General features: G+C 72.2%; 15 protein-coding genes. 3 read left to right on the top strand and 12 right to left on the bottom strand.

The features are described 5' to 3' along the window. Window positions 1–44: 44 nt before the first annotated feature. Together OG782_RS09810 and OG782_RS09805 are read right to left on the bottom strand one after the other, a co-directional pair. Window positions 45–1,394, bottom strand: coding sequence for an FAD-dependent oxidoreductase (locus OG782_RS09810; protein WP_406449361.1), 1,350 nt, complete (start codon window positions 1,392–1,394; stop codon window positions 45–47). A 190-nt stretch (window positions 1,395–1,584) separates the two neighbouring features. Beyond that, window positions 1,585–2,484, bottom strand: a complete 900-nt coding sequence (locus OG782_RS09805; RefSeq protein WP_406449359.1) for a TIGR01777 family oxidoreductase — start codon at window positions 2,482–2,484, stop codon at window positions 1,585–1,587. 54 nt (window positions 2,485–2,538) lie between these two features. Between OG782_RS09805 and OG782_RS09800 the strand changes: the two genes are divergently transcribed. Next, window positions 2,539–3,066, top strand: coding sequence for a GNAT family N-acetyltransferase (locus tag OG782_RS09800; RefSeq protein WP_406449357.1), 528 nt, complete (start codon window positions 2,539–2,541; stop codon window positions 3,064–3,066). Between the two features lie 16 nt (window positions 3,067–3,082). Here OG782_RS09800 and OG782_RS09795 read toward each other — a convergent pair whose 3' ends face one another. From OG782_RS09795 to OG782_RS09765, 7 genes are all read right to left on the bottom strand, one after another. Next, window positions 3,083–3,604 (bottom strand): DUF4240 domain-containing protein, encoded by a 522-nt coding sequence (locus tag OG782_RS09795; RefSeq protein WP_406458961.1) that lies wholly within the window; start codon window positions 3,602–3,604, stop codon window positions 3,083–3,085. Window positions 3,605–3,664: 60 nt separating this feature from the next. Then, window positions 3,665–4,645 carry a helix-turn-helix transcriptional regulator gene (locus tag OG782_RS09790; protein WP_406449355.1) on the bottom strand — a complete coding sequence of 327 codons (981 nt, stop codon included), beginning with the start codon at window positions 4,643–4,645 and terminating at the stop codon, window positions 3,665–3,667. A 168-nt stretch (window positions 4,646–4,813) separates the two neighbouring features. Continuing rightward, entirely contained in the window at window positions 4,814–7,483 is a 2,670-nt protein-coding gene (gene aceE / locus OG782_RS09785) for a pyruvate dehydrogenase (acetyl-transferring), homodimeric type (protein ID WP_406449353.1), read from the bottom strand. Between the two features lie 268 nt (window positions 7,484–7,751). Then, window positions 7,752–8,375, bottom strand: a complete 624-nt coding sequence (locus tag OG782_RS09780) for a GntR family transcriptional regulator (protein WP_136330089.1) — start codon at window positions 8,373–8,375, stop codon at window positions 7,752–7,754. Between the two features lie 147 nt (window positions 8,376–8,522). Then, window positions 8,523–10,313 carry a 2-oxoglutarate dehydrogenase, E2 component, dihydrolipoamide succinyltransferase gene (sucB, locus tag OG782_RS09775; protein ID WP_406449351.1) on the bottom strand — a complete coding sequence of 597 codons (1,791 nt, stop codon included), beginning with the start codon at window positions 10,311–10,313 and terminating at the stop codon, window positions 8,523–8,525. A gap of 60 nt (window positions 10,314–10,373) precedes the next feature. Beyond that, window positions 10,374–11,762 carry a dihydrolipoyl dehydrogenase gene (lpdA, locus tag OG782_RS09770; RefSeq protein ID WP_326735789.1) on the bottom strand — a complete coding sequence of 463 codons (1,389 nt, stop codon included), beginning with the start codon at window positions 11,760–11,762 and terminating at the stop codon, window positions 10,374–10,376. Between the two features lie 326 nt (window positions 11,763–12,088). Further along, window positions 12,089–13,642: a leucyl aminopeptidase gene (locus OG782_RS09765; RefSeq protein WP_406449349.1), complete on the bottom strand. Its 1,554-nt coding sequence runs from the start codon at window positions 13,640–13,642 to the stop codon at window positions 12,089–12,091. Between the two features lie 256 nt (window positions 13,643–13,898). On the opposite strand from OG782_RS09765, the gene OG782_RS09760 reads away from it, so the two are divergent. Further along, window positions 13,899–14,756, top strand: coding sequence for an endo alpha-1,4 polygalactosaminidase (locus tag OG782_RS09760; RefSeq protein WP_406449347.1), 858 nt, complete (start codon window positions 13,899–13,901; stop codon window positions 14,754–14,756). A gap of 19 nt (window positions 14,757–14,775) precedes the next feature. Here OG782_RS09760 and OG782_RS09755 read toward each other — a convergent pair whose 3' ends face one another. Then, window positions 14,776–15,555, bottom strand: coding sequence for an adenosylcobinamide-GDP ribazoletransferase (locus OG782_RS09755; protein ID WP_406449345.1), 780 nt, complete (start codon window positions 15,553–15,555; stop codon window positions 14,776–14,778). A gap of 88 nt (window positions 15,556–15,643) precedes the next feature. Between OG782_RS09755 and OG782_RS09750 the strand changes: the two genes are divergently transcribed. After that, entirely contained in the window at window positions 15,644–16,405 is a 762-nt protein-coding gene (locus tag OG782_RS09750) for a hypothetical protein (RefSeq protein WP_406449343.1), read from the top strand. On the opposite strand, the gene OG782_RS09745 is transcribed toward OG782_RS09750, so the two are convergent. Together OG782_RS09745 and OG782_RS09740 are read right to left on the bottom strand one after the other, a co-directional pair. Next, window positions 16,348–17,064, bottom strand: coding sequence for a hypothetical protein (locus OG782_RS09745; protein ID WP_406449341.1), 717 nt, complete (start codon window positions 17,062–17,064; stop codon window positions 16,348–16,350). The two genes, OG782_RS09750 and OG782_RS09745, sit on opposite strands and share 58 nt — an antisense overlap. Beyond that, on the bottom strand, window positions 17,061–18,866 hold the full coding sequence (locus OG782_RS09740; RefSeq protein WP_406449339.1) for a phosphatidylglycerol lysyltransferase domain-containing protein: 1,806 nt from the start codon (window positions 18,864–18,866) through the stop codon (window positions 17,061–17,063). Before OG782_RS09740 ends, OG782_RS09745 begins: the two co-directional genes overlap by 4 nt. Window positions 18,867–18,914: the final 48 nt, after the last annotated feature.

Genomic DNA, 18,914 nt, shown 5'->3' with positions numbered 1-18,914 from the left:
GCGCCCCGGCCGGCGCGGCCCCGCCCCAGGGTCTTTCGTCTGGATCAGGCCGCCTCGGGAAGCGCCGCGGTGCTTCCGTATCCCGGCCGTACGCCCAGGTCGGTGAGGATCGCCCCGGCGGCGCGGCGGCCCGAGGACAGGGCTCCCTGGACCGTGCTCGTGTCGCGGTGGTCGCCGCACACGTACAGGCCCGCGAGCAGCCGCACCGGGCGGTGCGGGTCGTGCGGGGGCTCCATCGCGGGCACCGCCTCCGGGTCGTGGTGCGCGGCCAGCAGCTCCCAGTCGTCGGTCGGCATGCCGTAGAGCGCGGCGAGATGGGCGCGGACCGTGCGGTCCAGATCGGGCGGCGGGGTGCCGAGCACCGTCGAGGTGATCAGGGTCCGGCCGTGCGGGGCGCGCGCCGGATCGACCGCGCTCATCACCGCCGTGTGCGCGACCGGACCCCCGCGGTCGGCGTCCAGCAGCAGCGCGGCGCCGGTCGGCGGGGGAGCGGGGGCGGTGTGGTGGAGGACGGTCACCGGGTGGAAGGACGGCACCCGCAGACCGGGCAGGAGTTCCGCGGCCGCGCCCGCGCCGGTCGCCAGCAGCAGCGAGCGGCAGCCCAGTTCGCCGTGCTCCTTGGTGCGGACCGAGGTGATGTCGGCGGCCGTGACATGCACACCCGTCCGCACGGTCCCGGGCGGCAGCGCGGCCGCGAGGAGTTCGGGCAGGGTGCCCGAACCGCCCGACGGTACGCAGAGTCTGCCGCTCGCATAGCTGTGCAGGGCGAGATCGGCGCACCGGCTGGAGGTGGTGAGTCCGGGGTCGCTGAGCAGTGCGGTGAGCAGGGGGCGCACAAAGCCGTTGAGCGTACGGGAGGACAGGCCGCGCCCGGACAGGGCGTCACGCGCGGTCCGTTCGGGCCGGGCCAGGATGCGGGCCTGAGGAGTGGCGGCGAGGCGGGCCAGCGCCACTCCGAGCCGGGCGTGGTCGATCGCCCCGCCCATGGCCCCGGTGAGGGCCCCGGACAGTGGCGCCCGGGGAGCGTGAGCCAGGGCGCGCGCTGCCTTGAGCGCGCCCCGCGCGCTGCGTGAGCCCCGCGCGCTCCGGGTCTCCCCCGTCCGGTACCGGCGGCCCTCGCTGTGGACCAGTACCCCGGGGTCGAAGTTCCGCAGGACGAGCCCGGCCAGTCCGGGCGTCGCGTACAGCTCCGGATACGAGGTGCTGAGCAACGGGCCGACGCGGTCGAGCCGGAACCCGTCCACCTCGTCGGTCGTCATCCGGCCGCCGACGCCGGGGCCGGCTTCCAGGACGCTGACACTCACTCCCGCACTGATCAGCCGGTGGGCCGCTGACAGGCCGGCGATCCCGGCCCCGATGATGACGACGTCCGCGTGGTGTGCCGTGCTGAGCACATGCCCCTCCCCGAGTCGGCGCAACTGGTGGGAGGCTCTTGCCCTCAACCGGCCACCGGAATGCGTGAGTTCGCCCCGAGGCTAGGAGAGTGGCGGAATCGCGCACAGTCGCGCGCGGACCGGGGCACCGGTGCACGGGGTCGCACATCCGTCTGAACACCACGCCGGGGAACGGCTCCTGGGGTGCGGGTCAGCGCAGTGCCGCGCGGAGGGCGGCGTCGATCCCCGGGAAGGCGAAGGAGAATCCGGAGTCCAGCAGCCGCCCCGGCAGCACCCGCTGACTGCCCAGCACATCCTCGGAGAACTCGCCCAGGGCGATCCGCAGCGCGGGCGCGGGCGCGGTGAACACGGTGGGCCGGCGCAGTACCCGGCCCATCGCCGCCGTCACCTCGCCATTGGTGACCGGGTCGGGGCCGGTCAGATTCACCGGTCCGGACAGGGCAGGGGTGTCCAGGACGTGCCGCATCGCCGCGATGTGGTCGTGCAGCGCGATGAAGCTCCAGTACTGGCGCCCGTTGCCGAGCCTGCCGCCGAGCCCTGCCCGGAACAGCGGGAAGAGACGGCCCCAGGCGCCGCCCTCCCGGGCCACCACCAGCCCCGTGCGGGCGTGCACGGTCCGTACCCCGGCCTCTTCCGCGGCAGCCGTGGCCTCCTCCCACTCCACGCACACCGACGGCAGGAACCCGTCGCCCGGCGGCGCGTTCTCGTCGACGGCACGGGCCCCGGTGTCGCCGTAGAAACCGACAGCGGACCCCGACAGCAGCACCTTCGGCGGTACGTCCAGCGAGGCGACGGCCTCGGCGATCGCGGCGGTACCGAGCACCCGGCTGTCGCGGATCTCCCGCTTGTACGCCTCGCTCCAGCGGTGGTCGCCGACCCCGGCCCCGGCGAGATGGACGACCGCGTCGCAGCCCACAAGCCCGGCCACGTCGACGTAACCCCGCCCGGGATCCCATTCCACCTCGTCACCGGAGCGCGCCGGGCGGCGGACCAGCCGGACCACCTCGTGGCCGTCGGCCCGCAGCGAGCGCACCAGCGCCCCTCCGAGGAGTCCGGTCGAACCGGTGACGGCGATACGGGAGTGCGGCATGGGCCCATCCTGCCCCATGGTTCGCGCGGTACGGGGCATGGCACAGTGGCGCCCATGTCTGAGCCCTCCACCAGCCGCGCAGCGTCCGTCCGCCCCGCCGTTCCCGAGGACGGCCCCGCTCTCGGAGAGCTGGACCGCAGCACCTGGTCGACGCTGCACGCCGTGCAGCCGCGGCCGCAGCCGCCGTACGAGCCGTTCTTCGACGACCGGCACCCGCCGCGGGACATCCTGGTGGCCGAGGCGGTGAACGCCGCGGGGGAGACGGTCCTCGCCGGGTACGTCCGGGTGGTGCCGCCCACCCCGATGGTGTGCAACGCGCACGTCCGGCAGATACAGGGCCTCGCCGTGGCCGGCTGGGCGCGGGGCCGCGGCGTCGGGCGCTCGCTGATACGGGCCGCGTGCGCGGCGGCACGCGCCCAGGGGGCGAACCGCATCACCTTGCGGGTACTGGGCCACAACGCCCCCGCCCGTGCGCTCTACGAGGCGGAGGGCTTCGCCGTCGAGGGCGTGCTGCGCGGCGAGTTCTTCCTGGCCGGGCGTTATGTGGACGACGTGCTGATGGGCCGGCCGCTCGGCCCGTGACCGGGCGCCCCGCTTCTCATACGGCGCCGAACCGTTCCCAGAGCGCGGGCAGCCGGGCCGCCAGGGCCGCGTCGTCCTCGAAGCCCAGCGGGGTGCCCTCCGGCTCGGCGGCCTGGGGCGGCAGTCCGAGATCCGGTGCGACCACCCCGGTGAGCTGCTCGTACGCCTCGTCGGCGGCGTAGCCCAGCTCCTCGGCGTCGCCGTCCAGCTCCTCGTCGAAGTCGTCGAGGAGTTCGGCGAGGCTGTCCGGCTCGTGCACCGCGCCCTCGAAGACGTCCCGGCCCTGGCCGATCAGCCAGCAGCGGAAGTAGTCGAAGGCGTCGTCGCTCGCCCCGCCGAGCAGGATCGCGGCGGCGCCCCACAGGTCCCAGCGGTAGGCGCGGTTGTAGCGGGCCTCGAAGTGCCGGGCGAAGTCCAGCACGGATTCGGGATCGAGCTGTACCAGCCGTTCGACCAGCAGGTCGGCATGGTCCTCGGGGTCGCCGTCGGCGGCCTCGCGGGTGCTGTCGATGAGCTCCCAGAATTCCGTCTCGTCCATCACGGGTCCAGCATCTGCCCTGGCGGCGGGCGATGCACGCCCAGACACCGAAATGAAGCCTCAGGGGGTGCTCCGGTAGAGCGCGTGCAGGCGTTCGGCCGCAGCCGCGAACCGGGAGCGCAGGGCGGCCGGCTCCAGCACCTCCAACTCCGGTCCCAGGGTCAGCAGCTGGCTGTACGCGACATCCAGCGACTCGACCGGCAGGGTGACCGTGACCCGTCCGTCGGGCCCCGGCGGGCCGGCCGCGGCCAGCGCGTCCTGGGCGGCGACGCGGTCCACCGCGTGCGGCAGCCGGCGTACGGCCGCCTCCGAGAGCCGCAGTGTCACCTCGGTCCGCAGGATCGACCGGGCGAAACGGTCCGCGCGCTCGGCCCAGAAGGCGGGCAGGTCGAAGCTCTCGTCCCGGTCGAACCGGGTGTCCGACACGGTCACGGCCGTGAAGCGGTCGATCCGGTACACCCGGAAGTCGTCCTGTGCGCGGGCGCACAGGTACCAGACCCCGGCCTTCAGGACGAGCCCGTACGGTGCCAGCTCCCGCTCCGCCCCGGTGTCCCGGCCGCCCCGCCGGTAGCGGGCGTGGACCGTGCGGTCGTCCCACACCGCCCCGGCCACGGCGGGCAGCAGTGCGGGGGTGACCGGTTCCTGGTACCAGCCGGGTGCGTCCAGGTGGAAGCGCCGGGCGGCGCCGGCGGAGGCGTCCCGGAGCGAGGGCAGCAGGGCCGCCGACACCTTGAGCCGGGCGGCGTCCCCGGCGTCGGCCAGGCCCATCTCGCGCAGGGCGGAGGGCAGGCCGGAGAGGAAGAGGGCCTCCGCCTCGTCACGGGCCAGGCCGGTGAGACCGGTGCGGTACCCGCCGACGAGCCGGTACCCGCCCGCACTGCCCCGCTCCGCGTAGACGGGGATACCCGCCTCACAGAGCGCCTGGGCGTCGCGGGTGACGGTCCGCTCCGACACCTGGAGCTCTCGGGCGAGCTCGGCGGCGGTCATGGCGGTACGGGACTGCAGGAGCAGCACCATTCTGATGAGCCGGGCAGCACGCATGCGGCCATTGTGGCCGCAGGCGCACGAGCCCGGCCGGTGCCGGACGTGACGTCCGGCACCGGCCGGGCCGGAAGAGATGTCCTCAATCGCCGGACGGGCTGATTCTGCCGGCCGGGCTTCGGGGAGAACCGAGCCCGGACGGGAGAATCAAGCCCGCTCTGCGGGCCGTCAGAGCCCGTAGCGCTCGCGGGCCTCCTTGACGGCGGACGCGGGCACCTCGCCGCGGCGGGCCAGCTGGGCCAGGGCCGCGACCGTGATCGACTGGGGGTCGACGCCGAAGTGGCGGCGGGCCGCGTCACGGGTGTCGGAGAGGCCGAAGCCGTCCGTGCCGAGCGAGGTCCAGTCCTGCTCCACCCACTGGCTGATCTGGTCCGGCACCTGGCGCATCCAGTCGCTGACCGCGAGGACCGGACCCGGTGCGCCTTCCAGCGCCTGGGTCACGTACGGCACCCGCAGCTCACCGCGGAGCAGCGCCTCGTCGCACTCCAGCGCGTCGCGGCGCAGCTCGCCCCACGAGGTGGCGGACCAGACGTCGGCCGTGACACCCCAGTCCGCGGCCAGCAGTTCCTGGGCCTCCAGGGCCCAGTGGATCGCCGTACCGGAGGCCATCAGCTGCACACGGGGAGCCTCAGCCTTCGCGGGCGTGCCCTCCTTGAAGCGGTAGAGGCCCTTGAGGATGCCCTCCTCGACGCCCTCCGGCATCGCGGGCTGCGGCTTCGGCTCGTTGTAGACCGTCAGGTAGTAGAAGACGTCCTCGGCCTCGGGGCCGTACATCCGGCGCAGACCGTCCTGGACGATCACCGCCACCTCGTACGCGAACGCCGGGTCGTAGTTGAGCGACGCCGGGTTCGTGGACGCGATCAGGTGCGAGTGGCCGTCCGCGTGCTGGAGGCCCTCGCCGGTCAGCGTCGTACGGCCCGCCGTGGCGCCGACCACGAAGCCGCGGCCGAGCTGGTCGCCGAGCTGCCAGAACTGGTCGCCCGTACGCTGCCAGCCGAACATCGAGTAGAAGATGTAGAACGGGATCATCGGCTCGCCGTGCGTCGCGTACGACGTGGACGCGGCGATGAAGTCGGCCATCGCGCCGGCCTCGGTGATGCCCTCGTTGAGGACCTGGCCGTCCTTGGCTTCCTTGTAGTACATCAGCTGGTCGCGGTCGACCGGGTCGTACGTCTGGCCCAGCGGCGAGTAGATGCCGGCCGACGGGAACAGCGCCTCCATACCGAAGGTGCGGGCCTCGTCGGGGACGATCGGAACCCAGCGCTTGCCGGTCTCCTTGTCCCGCATCAGGTCCTTGACGAGGCGGACGAAGGCCATCGTGGTGGCCAGCTCCTGCTTGCCGGAGCCCTTCTTGAGCGCGGCGAACGCGCGCTCCTCGGGGGCGGGCAGCGTCACCGCGTGCACCCGGCGGGCCGGGGCGGGGCCGCCGAGGGCGGCGCGGCGCTCCTGGAGGTAGCGGACCTCGGGGGAGTCGGCGCCCGGGTGGCCGTAGGGCACCAGGCCCTCGTCCAGTTTCGAGTCCGGGATCGGCAGCTCCAGCAGGTCGCGCATGGCGCGGAACTGCTTGCCGTCCAGCTTCTTCATCTGGTGGTTGGCGTTGCGTGACTCGAAGCCGGGGCCGAGCGTGTAGCCCTTCACCGTCTGCGCCAGGATCACCGTCGGCGCACCCTTGTGCGCCAGCGCCGCCCGGTAGGCCGCGTACACCTTGCGGGCCTCGTGGCCGCCGCGCGAGGTGTGGAAGCACTCGGCGATCTTCGCGTCGGTGAGCAGCTTCGCCAGCTCGGCGAGCGCGGGCTCGGTGCCGAAGAAGTGCTGGCGGATGTAGGCGACGTCGCGGGTGGCGTACGTCTGGAACTGCGCGTCCGGGACCTCGCGGAGCCGGCGCACCAGCGCACCCGTGGTGTCGAGCTGGAAGAGCTCGTCCCAGGCGGTGCCCCAGAGCGTCTTGACGACGTTCCAGCCGGCGCCGCGGAAGGCGCCCTCCAGCTCCTGGACGACACGGAAGTTGGCGCGGACCGGACCGTCGAGGCGCTGCAGGTTGCAGTTGATGACGAAGGTCAGGTTGTCGAGCTGCTCACGCGCCGCGAGGGCGAGGGCGGCGGTCGACTCGGGCTCGTCCATCTCGCCGTCGCCCAGGAAGGCCCAGACGTGCGAGTTCGACGTGTCCTTGATGTTGCGGTTGGCCAGGTAGCGGTTGAAGCGCGCCTGGTAGATCGCCGAGAGCGGGCCGAGGCCCATCGACACGGTGGGGAACTCCCACAGCCAGGGCAGCCGCCGCGGGTGCGGGTAGGACGGCAGACCGTCGCCGCCCGCCTCCTGGCGGAAGTTGTCGAGCTGCTGCTCGCTGAGCCGGCCGTCGAGGAAGGCGCGGGCGTAGATGCCGGGGGAGGCGTGGCCCTGGATGTAGAGCTGGTCGCCGGAGCCGTCCCCCTCCTTGCCGCGGAAGAAGTGGTTGAAGCCGGTCTCGTACAGCCAGGCCGCCGAGGCGAACGTGGCGATGTGGCCGCCGACGCCGAAGCGGGAGCCACGGGTGACCATCGCGGCCGCGTTCCAGCGGTTCCACGCGGTGATCCGGGACTCCATCTCCAGGTCACCGTCGAAGGCGGGCTCCGCGGCGGTCGGGATGGAGTTGACGTAATCGGTCTCCAGCAGCTTGGGCAGCGCGAGACCGGCGCCCTCGGCGTGCTGGAGCGAGCGACGCATCAGATACGCGGCACGGTGCGGGCCCGCGGCCTTGGTGACGGCATCCAGGGAGGCCGCCCATTCAGCGGTCTCCTCCGGGTCGCGGTCCGGGAGCTGGTCGAGCTCGCTCGGAAGCTTTCCTACGGGGTCGGTCATGATCGCCGCCTTCCGGTGAGGAGGGGGGTGGAGAAGTCCCTGACTGGCAGGACAGGGCGATGGGGCCGGTGGGCCCGCGGAGTGAACTGTAAGGCTCCGATCGATGATCGATCAAAGGATGAAAGGCAAAACTTCTCGATATGAAGAAAGTGGCATGGGGTGCCGCGAATCAGGGCACGGAGTGACGGGATATATCAGGCAAAAGGGGCGCCAGCCTGCACAGGCGAGCGCCCCTCACGTCACATGCGCACCGCGCCCGGCGCCGGTCTCAGGCGCGCGGCGCGCAGCCGAGCACATGAGCCTTGACCAGCACACCGATATCCGGGTCCTTGCGCAGGAACGCCTCGATGAGCGCCTCGTGCTCCTCGGCGTACGACTTCTGCACCGTGCCCAGCCAGCGGATCGAGAGCGCCGTGAACACCTCGATGCCCAGCCCCTCCCAGGTGTGCAGCAGCACGGCGTTCCCGGCCGCCCGGACCATCTCTCGGTGGAAGCCGACCGTGTGGCGCACCTGCGCCTCGCCGTCGGCCAGCCGGTCGGCCTCGTACAGCGCCGCCACGTGCGGGGCCAGTAGCGAACAGTCCTCGCCGAGCCCGGGGGCCGCCAGCTCGGCGGCGATCTGCTCCAGGCCGGCCCGTACCGGGTAGCTCTCCTCCAGATCGGCCGCGGTGAGGTTGCGGACCCGGACGCCCTTGTTGGGCGCCGACTCGATCAGCCGGAGCGTCTCCAGCTCCCGCAGCGCCTCGCGCACGGGGGTCTGGCTGACCTCCAGTTCGGTGGCGATCCGCCGCTCGACGATCCGCTCGCCCGGCTTCCAGCGCCCGCTGACGATCCCGTCCACGATGTGCTCGCGGATCTGTTCGCGCAGCGAGTGGACGACGGGCGGGGTCATGGGTGGCTCCTTCGGGGCAAACCGGTGCTGCCTACACCGACACAGTGGCCGGAGCGGCCGGTCGTGTCTAGACAATACGGCGGCGCCCCCGTCCGGGAGTGTTCCGGACGGGGGCGCCGCTGGTGAGGCTGGTTACAACCGCGGTGCTCAGAGGCCGAGCTCGACCTCGAACTCACCGGCCTCCAGGATCGCCTTGACCGAGGTCAGGTAGCGGGCGGCGTCCGCGCCGTCCACCAGACGGTGGTCGTAGGAGAGCGAGAGGTACGTCATGTCGCGGACGCCGATGACGGTGCCCTCCTCGGTCTCGATGACCGCGGGACGCTTGACGGTGGCGCCGATGCCCAGGATGGCTGCCTGGTTCGGCGGCACGATGACGGTGTCGAAGAGCGCACCGCGCGAGCCGGTGTTGCTGATGGTGAAGGTGGCACCGGACATGTCGTCCGGCGTCAGACCGCCACCGCGGGCCTTGCCGGCCAGCTCGGCGGTCTTCTTCGAGATACCGGCGATGTTGAGGTCGCCCGCACCCTTGATGACCGGGGTCATCAGGCCCTTCTCGGCGTCCACGGCGATGCCGATGTTCTCCGAGTCGAAGTACGTGATCGTGCCTTCGTCCTCGTTGATCCGGGCGTTGACGACCGGGTGGGCCTTCAGCGCCTGGGCGGCGGCCTTGACGTAGAACGGCATCGGGGAGAGCTTGACGCCCTCACGGGCCGCGAAGCCGTCCTTCGCCTTGTTGCGCAGCTTCATCAGCTTGGTGACGTCGACCTCGACGACCGAGGTCAGCTGGGCCTGCGAGTGCAGCGCCTTCATCATGTTGTCGCCGATGACCTTGCGCATGCGGGTCATCTTGACCGTCTGACCGCGCAGCGGGGACACCTCGAGCTTCGGCGCCTTGGAGGAGGCGGCCGGAGCGGCGGCGGCGGCGGGGGCCGGGGCGGCAGCGGCGGCCTTGGCGGCCTCCGCGGCGGCCACTACGTCCTGCTTGCGGATACGGCCACCGACACCGGTGCCCTTGACCGCGCCCAGGTCGACGCCGTTCTCGGAGGCGAGCTTGCGGACCAGCGGCGTGACGTACGCGCCGTCGTCACCGGAGTTCGCAGCCGGAGCGGCCACAGCGGCCGGAGCCACCGGGGTGACCGGAGCCGGAGCAGCGGCGACGGGCGCCGGAGCGGCCGGGGCCGGGGCGGCGACGGGCGCGGCGGGAGCCACCGGAGCCGGGGCGGGAGCCGCCGGTGCGGGGGCGGCCGGAGCCGGAGCCGCGACGGGGGCCGGGGCAGCGGCCGGAGCCGGAGCGGCAGCGGCCGGAGCGGCGGCCGGGACGGCACCCGCGGCACCGATGACGGCGAGCTTGGCGCCGACCTCGGCGGTCTCGTCCTCGGCGACGACGATCTCCAGCAGCACACCGGAAACCGGGGCCGGGATCTCGGTGTCGACCTTGTCCGTGGAGACCTCGAGCAGGGGCTCGTCCTCCGTGACCTCCTCGCCGACCTCCTTCAGCCAGCGGGTGACGGTGCCCTCGGTGACGCTCTCACCGAGCGCCGGAAGGGTGACGTCGGTGCCGGAGGCACCGCCGGCCGGGGCGGCGGCCGGAGCCTCGGCCACGGGGGCCGGGGCGGCGGCGGGTGCCTCGGCGACCGGGGCCGGGGCCGGAGCGGCCGCGGGCTCGGCGGCCGGAGCCGCGGCGGGTGCCGGGGCGCCCGTGCCGTCGTCGATGATGGCCAGCTCTGCGCCGACCTCGACGGTCTCGTCCTCGGCGACCTTGATGGAGGCCAGGATGCCGGAGGCGGGGGCCGGGATCTCGGTGTCGACCTTGTCGGTCGACACCTCGAGCAGCGGCTCGTCGGCCTCGACGCGCTCGCCCTCGGCCTTCAGCCAGCGGGTGACAGTGCCCTCGGTGACGCTCTCGCCGAGCGCCGGAAGGGTTACGGAAACCGACATGGTTTCAGTTGCTCCTAACGAAAATGCGGAAGTGGTCGGTCGTCGCGCCCGGTCGACTGATCAGTCGTGGGAGTGCAGGGGCTTGCCGGCGAGGGCCAGGTGGGCCTCGCCCATCGCCTCGTTCTGCGTCGGGTGGGCGTGGATGAGCTGCGCGACCTCGGCCGGCAGCGCTTCCCAGTTGTAGATCAGCTGGGCTTCGCCGACCTGCTCGCCCATACGGTCACCGACCATGTGGACGCCGACCACGGCACCGTCCTTGACCTGGACGAGCTTGATCTCGCCCGCGGTCTTGAGGATCTTGCTCTTGCCGTTGCCCGCGAGGTTGTACTTCAGCGCGACGACCTTGTCCGCGCCGTAGAGCTCCTTGGCCTTGGCCTCGGTGATGCCCACGGAGGCGACCTCGGGGTGGCAGTACGTCACCTTCGGGACACCGTCGTAGTCGATCGGGACGGTCTTCATGCCGGCCAGACGCTCCGCCACGAGGATGCCCTCGGCGAAGCCGACGTGCGCCAGCTGAAGGGTCGGGGCCAGGTCGCCCACGGCCGAGATCGTCGGAACGTTCGTCTGCATGTACTCGTCGACGAGGACGTAGCCGCGGTCCATCGCGACGCCCGCCTCCTCGTAACCGAGCCCCTGCGAGACCGGGCCGCGGCCGATCGCGACGAGCAGCAGCTCCGCCTCGAAGGTCTTGCCGTCGGCGAGGGTCACCCGGACGCCGTCCTGGGTGTACTCGACACCCTGGAAGAACGTACCGAGGTTGAACTTGATGCCGCGCTTGCGGAACGCGCGCTCAAGAAGCTTCGAGCTGTTCTCGTCCTCGACCGGGACCAGGTGCTTCAGGCCCTCGACGATGGTGACGTCGGTGCCGAAGGACTTCCACGCCGAGGCGAACTCGACGCCGATGACGCCGCCGCCCAGCACGATCGCGGACTTCGGGACCCGGTCCAGCTTCAGTGCGTGGTCCGAGGAGATGACGCGGTTGCCGTCGATCTCCAGGCCCGGGAGCGACTTCGGCACGGAGCCGGTCGCCAGGAGCACGTGGCGGCCCTGGATGCGCTGGCCGTTCACATCCACCGAGGTGGGGGAGGAGAGCCGTCCCTCACCCTCGATGTAGTGCACCTTGCGGGAGGCGATGAGACCCTGCAGGCCCTTGTACAGGCCCGAGATCACGTCGTCCTTGTACTTGTGGACGGCCGCCATGTCGATGCCCTCGAAGGTGGCCTTGACACCGAACTGGTCGGCCTCGCGCGCCTGGTCCGCGATCTCACCGGCGTGCAGCAGGGCCTTCGTCGGGATGCAGCCGTTGTGCAGGCAGGTGCCGCCGACCTTGCCCTTCTCGATCAGAGCGACGTCCAGGCCCAGCTGCGCTCCGCGCAGGGCCGCGGCATAACCGCCGCTACCACCGCCGAGGATCACTAGGTCGAAAACGGTGCTGGCGTCGTTCGCCACGTCACGTCCTCCATGCATGTGCGCCGTATGCCGGGCCCCGTCATCGGGGTGTGACCGGCCGGTCGGCTGGTGTTCGGCCGCTTTTGTCATTCGGCCCTGTGGTGGGGGCCCTGTCCTGCCGAGAACCCATCTTCGCACTTGTTGACGGTGGGCGGGACGCGGGGCCCGTGTCTGGGACGGATGATCGTCCGTCCCAGTGGGTTACCGCTGCGTACGGACGTGCGGATTTCGTCGAGAGCGAAACCTGCCCGGCCCGTGCGGCGGTGCCGTGGAGAGAACACGTACGGCCCCGGACATATGCCCGGGGCCGTACAGCCGTGCCGGACTCAGCCGAGGTCGCCCGCCGCGGTGCGCTCCGCCAGCTTCACCAGGGTGCGGACCGCGGATCCGGTGCCGCCCTTCGGCGTGTAGCCGTACGGTGCGCCCTCGTGGAAGGCCGGGCCCGCGATGTCCAGGTGCGCCCAGGCGATGCCCTCGCCCACGAACTCCTGCAGGAACAGACCGGCCACCAGGCCGCCGCCCATCCGCTCGCCCATGTTGGCGATGTCGGCGGTCGGGGAGTCCATGCCCTTGCGCAGGTCCGCCGGGAGCGGCATCGGCCAGGAGGCCTCGCCGACCTCGTCCGCGATCTCGTGGATCGAGGTACGGAAGGCGTCGTCGTTCGCCATGATGCCGAAGGTGCGGTTGCCCAGGGCCAGCACCATCGCGCCGGTCAGGGTCGCCACGTCGACGATCGCGTCCGGGTTCTCCTCGGAGGCGCGGGTCAGCGCGTCGGCGAGGACGAGCCGGCCCTCGGCGTCCGTGTTCAGGACCTCGACGGTCTTGCCGCTGTACATGTGCAGCACGTCACCGGGGCGGGTGGCGTTGCCCGACGGCATGTTCTCGGCGAGCGCCAGCCAGCCGGTGACGTTGACCCGCAGGCCCAGACGGGCGGCCGCGACGACGGTGGCGAACACGGCGGCGGCGCCGGCCATGTCGCACTTCATCGTCTCGTTGTGGCCGGCCGGCTTCAGCGAGATGCCGCCCGAGTCGTAGGTGATGCCCTTGCCCACCAGGGCCAGGGTCTTCTCCGCCTTCGGGTGCGTGTAGGCGAGCTTCACCAGCCGCGGGCCGCGGGCCGCGCCCTGGCCGACGCCGAGCAGGCCGCCGAAGCCGCCCTTGACGAGCGCCTTCTCGTCGAGCACCTGCACCTTGATGCCGTGCTCCTTGCCGGCGGCGGTGGCCACGGCGGCGAAGGACTCGGGGTACAGGTCGTTGGGCGGGGTGTTGACCAGGTCGCGGGCGCGGTTGATCTCCTCGGCCACCGCGACGGCACGCTCGGCGGCGGCCTTGAAGGCCTTGTCACGCGGCTTGGCGCCGAGCAGGGCGACCTCGCCGAGCGGCTGCTTCGCACCGCCGGACTTGGCACCCTTGGGGGCGAGCTTGTTCTCGCCGCCCTGGTAGGCGGTGAAGGCGTACGCGCCGAGCAGCGCGCCCTCCGCGATGGCCTCGGCGTCCTCGACGGAGCCGATGGGCAGCGCGAAGCCGGCCTTCTTCGAGCCGCTGAGCGAGCGGGCGGCGCAGCCCGCGGCGCGGCGCAGCGCCTCGGAGTCGTACGCGTCGTCCTTCTCCGGGACCGGGCCCAGACCCACCGCGATGACGACCGGGACCTTCAGGCCGTCGGGCGCGGGGAGCTTGGTCAGTTCGCCCTCGGCACCGGAGGCGCCCAGGGTCTCCAGGACGGTGGCGAGCTTTCCGCCGAACGCCTTGTCCACGGCCTCGGCGCCCGGTGCGAGGACCAGGTTCCCGGACTTGGAGCCGGTGTCCTTGGCGACGCCGACGACGAGCGCGTCGGCGCGCAGCGTCGCCGCACCGGCGGTGCTGAGAGTGAGAGCAGTCACGGTGGTGAAATCTCGCTTCCGTTGAGTTCTTTGTCGGGCTGTGCTGGTCGAGGGGGTGGCCGACCGTGCCCGGCGCATCGTAGACGCCGCCGCAATGTGCCGGGAATGAGCCTACGCGCGCCTTTGCTGCCCCATCACGGCGGCGGGCCGTCAGCGCTGCGTGGCGGCCGTACGGTTGTCACCCCGGGAAGACCGTCCCGGGGGAACGGGCCATGGCCGCAATGGTGTTGGCACGGTCCTGCGGACAGGGGGAACGATGCGTGACCGGGTGGCAGCGCGTGGGACCGGACGGCAGACCGCGCCGGCCGTCACCGTACTGATTCTGTTGGCGATGCTCGTCGGCTGCACGCCGGCGCCCCGGCCGGCCCCCTCGCCGGCTTCCTCCGGGCGGTCCGCCGCGGCGCGCTGGCAGCCGGCCCCGGGCACCGGCTGGCAGTGGCAGCTCTCGGGCCGGCTGGACACGACGGTGGACGCCCCGGTCTACGACATCGACGGCTTCGAGCACGGCGCGGCCGAGGTGGCGGCGCTCCACCGCAAGGGGCGCAAGGTCATCTGCTACCTGTCCACCGGCGCCTGGGAGGAGTTCCGCCCGGACGCGGCGAAATTCCCCGCGGCGGTCCTCGGCAGGGGGAACGGCTGGCAGGGGGAGCGCTGGCTCGACATCCGGCGCACCGACGTCCTGGAGCCGCTGATGGAGAGCCGGATCGCCATGTGCGCGAGGAAGGGCTTCGACGCGGTGGAGCCCGACAACATGGACGGCTACCGCAACCGGTCCGGCTTCCCGCTCACCGCCGCCGACCAGCTGCGCTACAACCGGCTGATCGCCCGGATCGCCCACCGCCACCACCTCGCCGTCGGCCTGAAGAACGACCTCGCGCAGATCCCGGAACTGGTGGGGGACTTCGACTTCGCGGTCAACGAGCAGTGCGCCCAGTACGGGGAGTGCGAGGAGCTCTCCCCGTTCGTGAAGGCGGGCAAGGCGGTCTTCCACGTGGAGTACGAGCTGCCCGTGGCGCGGTTCTGCGCGCGGTCCCGGCAGCTGGGGCTGAGCTCGCTGCGCAAGAAGTACGAGCTCGGCGTCTGGCGTGAGCCGTGCCCGGCGGCCGGGAGCTGACGGAGCGCCGGGACGCGGCTCAGCCGAGCGCGAGGCCCACCAGCGTCACCGTCGCCGCGGTCTCCGCCAGCGCGCCGAACACATCGCCGGTCACCCCGCCGAAGCGTCGCACGCAGTGGCGCAGCAGCAGCTGGGCCACCGCGAGCGCGGCCAGGGCAGCCAGGGCGTACCGCAGCGCCCCGTACCCGCCGAGCAGCGCGCCCGCGCCCGCGCAGGCCGCCACCGCGAGGGCCGCGACGGCCACCGCGCCCGCGGCCGGGACCGTGCCCGCGACCGCGGCGCCCAGCCCCTCCGGGCGGGCCGCCGGGACGCCGCGCCGGGAGGCCAGGGTGAGGGCGAGCCGGGCGACGAGGCCGGAGGCGGCGGCCGCCGCCGCACCCTGCGCCCAGCCCTGTGCGTACAGCTGCTGAAGGACCGCCACCTGGGCCAGCAGGACGAACAGCAGGGTGATCACACCGAATGGCCCAATGTCCGACTGCTTCATGATCCGCAGTGCGTCGTCGGCGGGCCTGGCGCTGCCCAGGCCGTCGGCGGTGTCCGCGAGTCCGTCGAGGTGCAGCCCCCTGGTGAGGGCGGCCGGCACCGCCGCCGAGGCGACCGCGGCGAGCAGCGGCCCCGAGCCGAACAGCAGCAACAGGCTGCCGGGCACCGCCGCGAGCACCCCCACGGCCAGGCCGGCCAGCGGGGCGCACAGCATCCCGGCCCGGGCGGCTTCGCGGTCCCAGCGGGTGACGCGGACGGGGAGCACGGTGAGGGTGCCGAAGGCGAAACGTATGCCGTGGCTGTTCAGGGAGGTCACGGCGCGCAGGCTAATCGGTGGGCGAGGCCGATAGATTGGACGAAACGCTGTATATACGGGCAGAAGTGATGGATCGGGAGTGGGTGGGATGGGTCACTGGTTCGACCGGAACGTCGTCGAGCCGGGGAAGCTGCCCCTGCTCCTGGCGCTGGCCGCCTTCGTGCTCACGTTCGCCGTCACCCGGGTCATCACCCGGATGATCCGGGCCGGCAAGGGGCCGTTCCGCAACATCACGCCGGGCGGGGTCCATGTCCACCACGTGGTGCCGGGCGTGGTGCTGAGCGTGGTCGGCGGCTTCGGCGCGGTGGCCAGCGGGAAGCACGGCTTCGCGGCCGGGGCCTGCGCCGTCGTCTTCGGGGTGGGCGCGGGGCTGGTGCTGGACGAGTTCGCCCTGATCCTGCACCTGGACGATGTGTACTGGACCGAGCAGGGCCGCCAGAGCGTGGAGGTCGTGGTCCTCACGGCCGCCCTCGTCCTGCTGGTGCTCGGCGGTTTCTCCCCGCTGGGTGTGAACGACCTGAGCGACGATCAGCAGCAGGGCCGGCTCGGCGTCGTCCTCACCCTCGTCGTCAACTTCTGCTTCGTGCTGATCTCACTGTTCAAGGGCAAGGCGCGGATGGCGGTGGTCGGCACCCTGGTCCCGTTCGTCGCCCTGTTCGGTGCGGTCCGGCTGGCCCGGCCCACCTCGATGTGGGCCAAGCGGTTCTACCGCAACCGGCACCGGGCCCGGTCCCGTTCGGTCCTGCGCGCCTACCACCACGACCGCCGCTGGGCCGGACCGCGCCGCAGGTTTCAGGACTTGATCGGAGGGGCTCCCGACCGCGTCCCGGCCCCCTCGCCCAAACCCTGACGGCGTCTCCCGCGCAGGGCGGGGACCGCGCACAGCGCGAGCGCCACGGCGATGGCCGCCAGGTGCTCCTTGCCCGCCAGGTTGTCCTTCATCACGATCTCCACCACCATCGCCGCGATCACCAGCCCTGCGGTGAACCAGGCCCGGTAGGCGCAGCAGACGCAGACTGCCAGGGCGACCACGGCCGCCGAGGGGCCGGTGTCGACGATCTGCGCGTCGGAGCCCGGCAGGCCCAGGAACCCGTCGGGGCCGACGGCGACGCCGATCCGCGCGTACAGGGTTCCGGCCAGCGTCGCCACGTATGCGATCAGCAGCGTCCGCCACCGGCCCAGGCAGATCTCGGCGGCCCCGAACACCAGCAGCACCTGCGCCAGCGCACCCCAGACCGGCAGATCGAGCGCGGGGACGAACAGCGACAGCGGGGTACGCAGCAGAGCCGCCCACAGCGGATCCTCGGCCCGCACCGCCCCGAGCGCCTGCACCGGCCCGTAGCCCCAGGACCGGTTCTGCACCACCTGGAGCAGTGCCGTCAGACAGACCGCGGCCAGGGTCATCGGGACGGCCCGCAGCCGCTCGGTGACGAGCGCCGTGCGTACGGTCCTCCACAGCGGACCCCACTCCCGGCGGGCCGCCCGGCCGAGCGCGCGCACCGGTCTCATCCACGCGGTCCGAGCTTCGAGCGGTGCAGCCACTTGGGCAGTCCGGGTGCCTCCAGGAACCCTTCGGCGCGGCCCGCGGCGATGCCGATGCGCGGCAGGTCCGCGCTCTTCTCGAAGAGCAGGTAGCGCGGTTCCCAGATCGGCCGGTACTTGGCGTTGGCGCGGTAGAGCGATTCGATCTGCCACCAGCGCGAGAAGAAGCTGAGCAGGGAGCGCCACAGCCGGAGCACCGGTCCGGCACCGAGCCGCGAACCCCGCTCGAAGACCGAGCGGAACATGGCGAAGTTCAGCGACACCTGGGTGATGCCGATCTTCTCGGCCCGTTGCAGGAGTTCGATCACCATGAACTCCATCAGTCCGTTCTCGGCGTCCCGGTCACGGCGCATCAGGTCGAGCGAGAGGCCGTTCGGGCCCCAGGGGACGAAGCTCAGTACGGCCTTCAGCTCACCGGGTCCGCCGTCCTCGGCGGGGGTCGCGTCACGGCATTCGAGCATCACGCACCGCCCGTCGGCCGGGTCGCCGAGCCGGCCCAGTGCCATCGAGAAGCCGCGTTCGGTCGCACCGTCGCGCCAGTCGTCGGCGCGGCGCACCAACTGGGCCATCTCGGCCGTGGGGATGTCCTCGTGGCGGCGTACCGTCACCTCGTACCCGGCCCTCCTGACCCGGTTGTACGCCTGGCGGACGGTCCGCATCGCCCGCCCGTCGAGGGTGAACTCGGCGGTCTCCACGATCGCCTCGTCCCCCAGCTCCAGGGCGTCGAGGCCGTGCCGGGCGTAGATGGTGCCGCCCTCCTCGCTCACTCCCATCGCCGCGGGGATCCAGCCGTGCTCCCGCGCCTCGGCCAGCCAGGGGCCGATCGCCCCGGGCCAGGCCTCGGGGTCGCCGATCGGATCGCCGGAGGCCAGCGAGACCCCGCCGACCACCCGGTAGGCGACGGCGGCCTTCCCGGTCGGTGACCAGATGACGCTCTTCTCGCGTCGCAGCGCGAAGTAGCCGAGGGAGTCCCGCTCACCGTGCTTGTCGAGCAGGGTGCGCAGCGCCTCCTCGTCCTGCGGGGTGATCGGGTCGACCGCCCGGCGGGCGCGGAAGGCCGCGTACACGACCGCGATCAGCAGCAGTGTGGAGAGGATGTTGATGACGACGTTCACCCAGCCCGGAGTGGTGATGCCGGGGAACCGGGAGTCGTTGTCGGCGACGGACACCAGCCGCAGCGCGCCGTAGCGCCAGCGGTCAAGGAACGTCGAACGGGACTCGTCGTGCGCGGTGTTGGTGACGGTGACCAGGGCGGTCGCGATCAGTGAGGTGACCAGCAGCCCGCCGACCGCCACCAGTGCGGCCAGCTTCGGGTTGGAGCGGTCGCCCTTCGCGTAGAACTCGCGCCGGCCGAGGGCCAGCGCGAGGACGAAGGCGGCGGTCAGCGCCAGAGAGACCCAGTTCTGCGGGTAGCGGCGGATCTCCGGGAAGCCGATCACCGCGGCGAAGAGCAGCAGCGTGAGGCCGCTCAGCACCATGTTGACGATCCACGCGGCCCGTTTGCGCCGTCGCATGGTGACCGCGAGGAAGAGCGCGACCACCCCGGAGGAGAAGCCCGCGGTGAGCAGGTAGGGGGTGAAGTAGTTCTCGGTGTTGTGACGCCGCAGGTCCTGGCCGAAGGTGACCCAGACGGCGCTCAGGAAATTGATGAACGACACGACGCGCAGGTACCAGATGGCGAATGCCGCACTGCGTCGTGACCGGTCGGTGCTCTGCGGCCGGACGGCACTCTGCCCGGATTCCTCGCTGGCCAATCGGACCTCTCCCATGAAAGGCGATCATATGGGGCATAGCGCCCCGTGAAGGGCTGCCCTGCG

Origin of the sequence: Streptomyces sp. NBC_00876 (genome assembly GCF_045207435.1) — a bacterium.
In the GTDB taxonomy this organism is placed as follows: domain Bacteria; phylum Actinomycetota; class Actinomycetes; order Streptomycetales; family Streptomycetaceae; genus Streptomyces.
The sequence above is the reverse complement of the archived record's forward strand: the minus strand, read 5'-3'. Positions and strand labels throughout refer to the sequence as shown.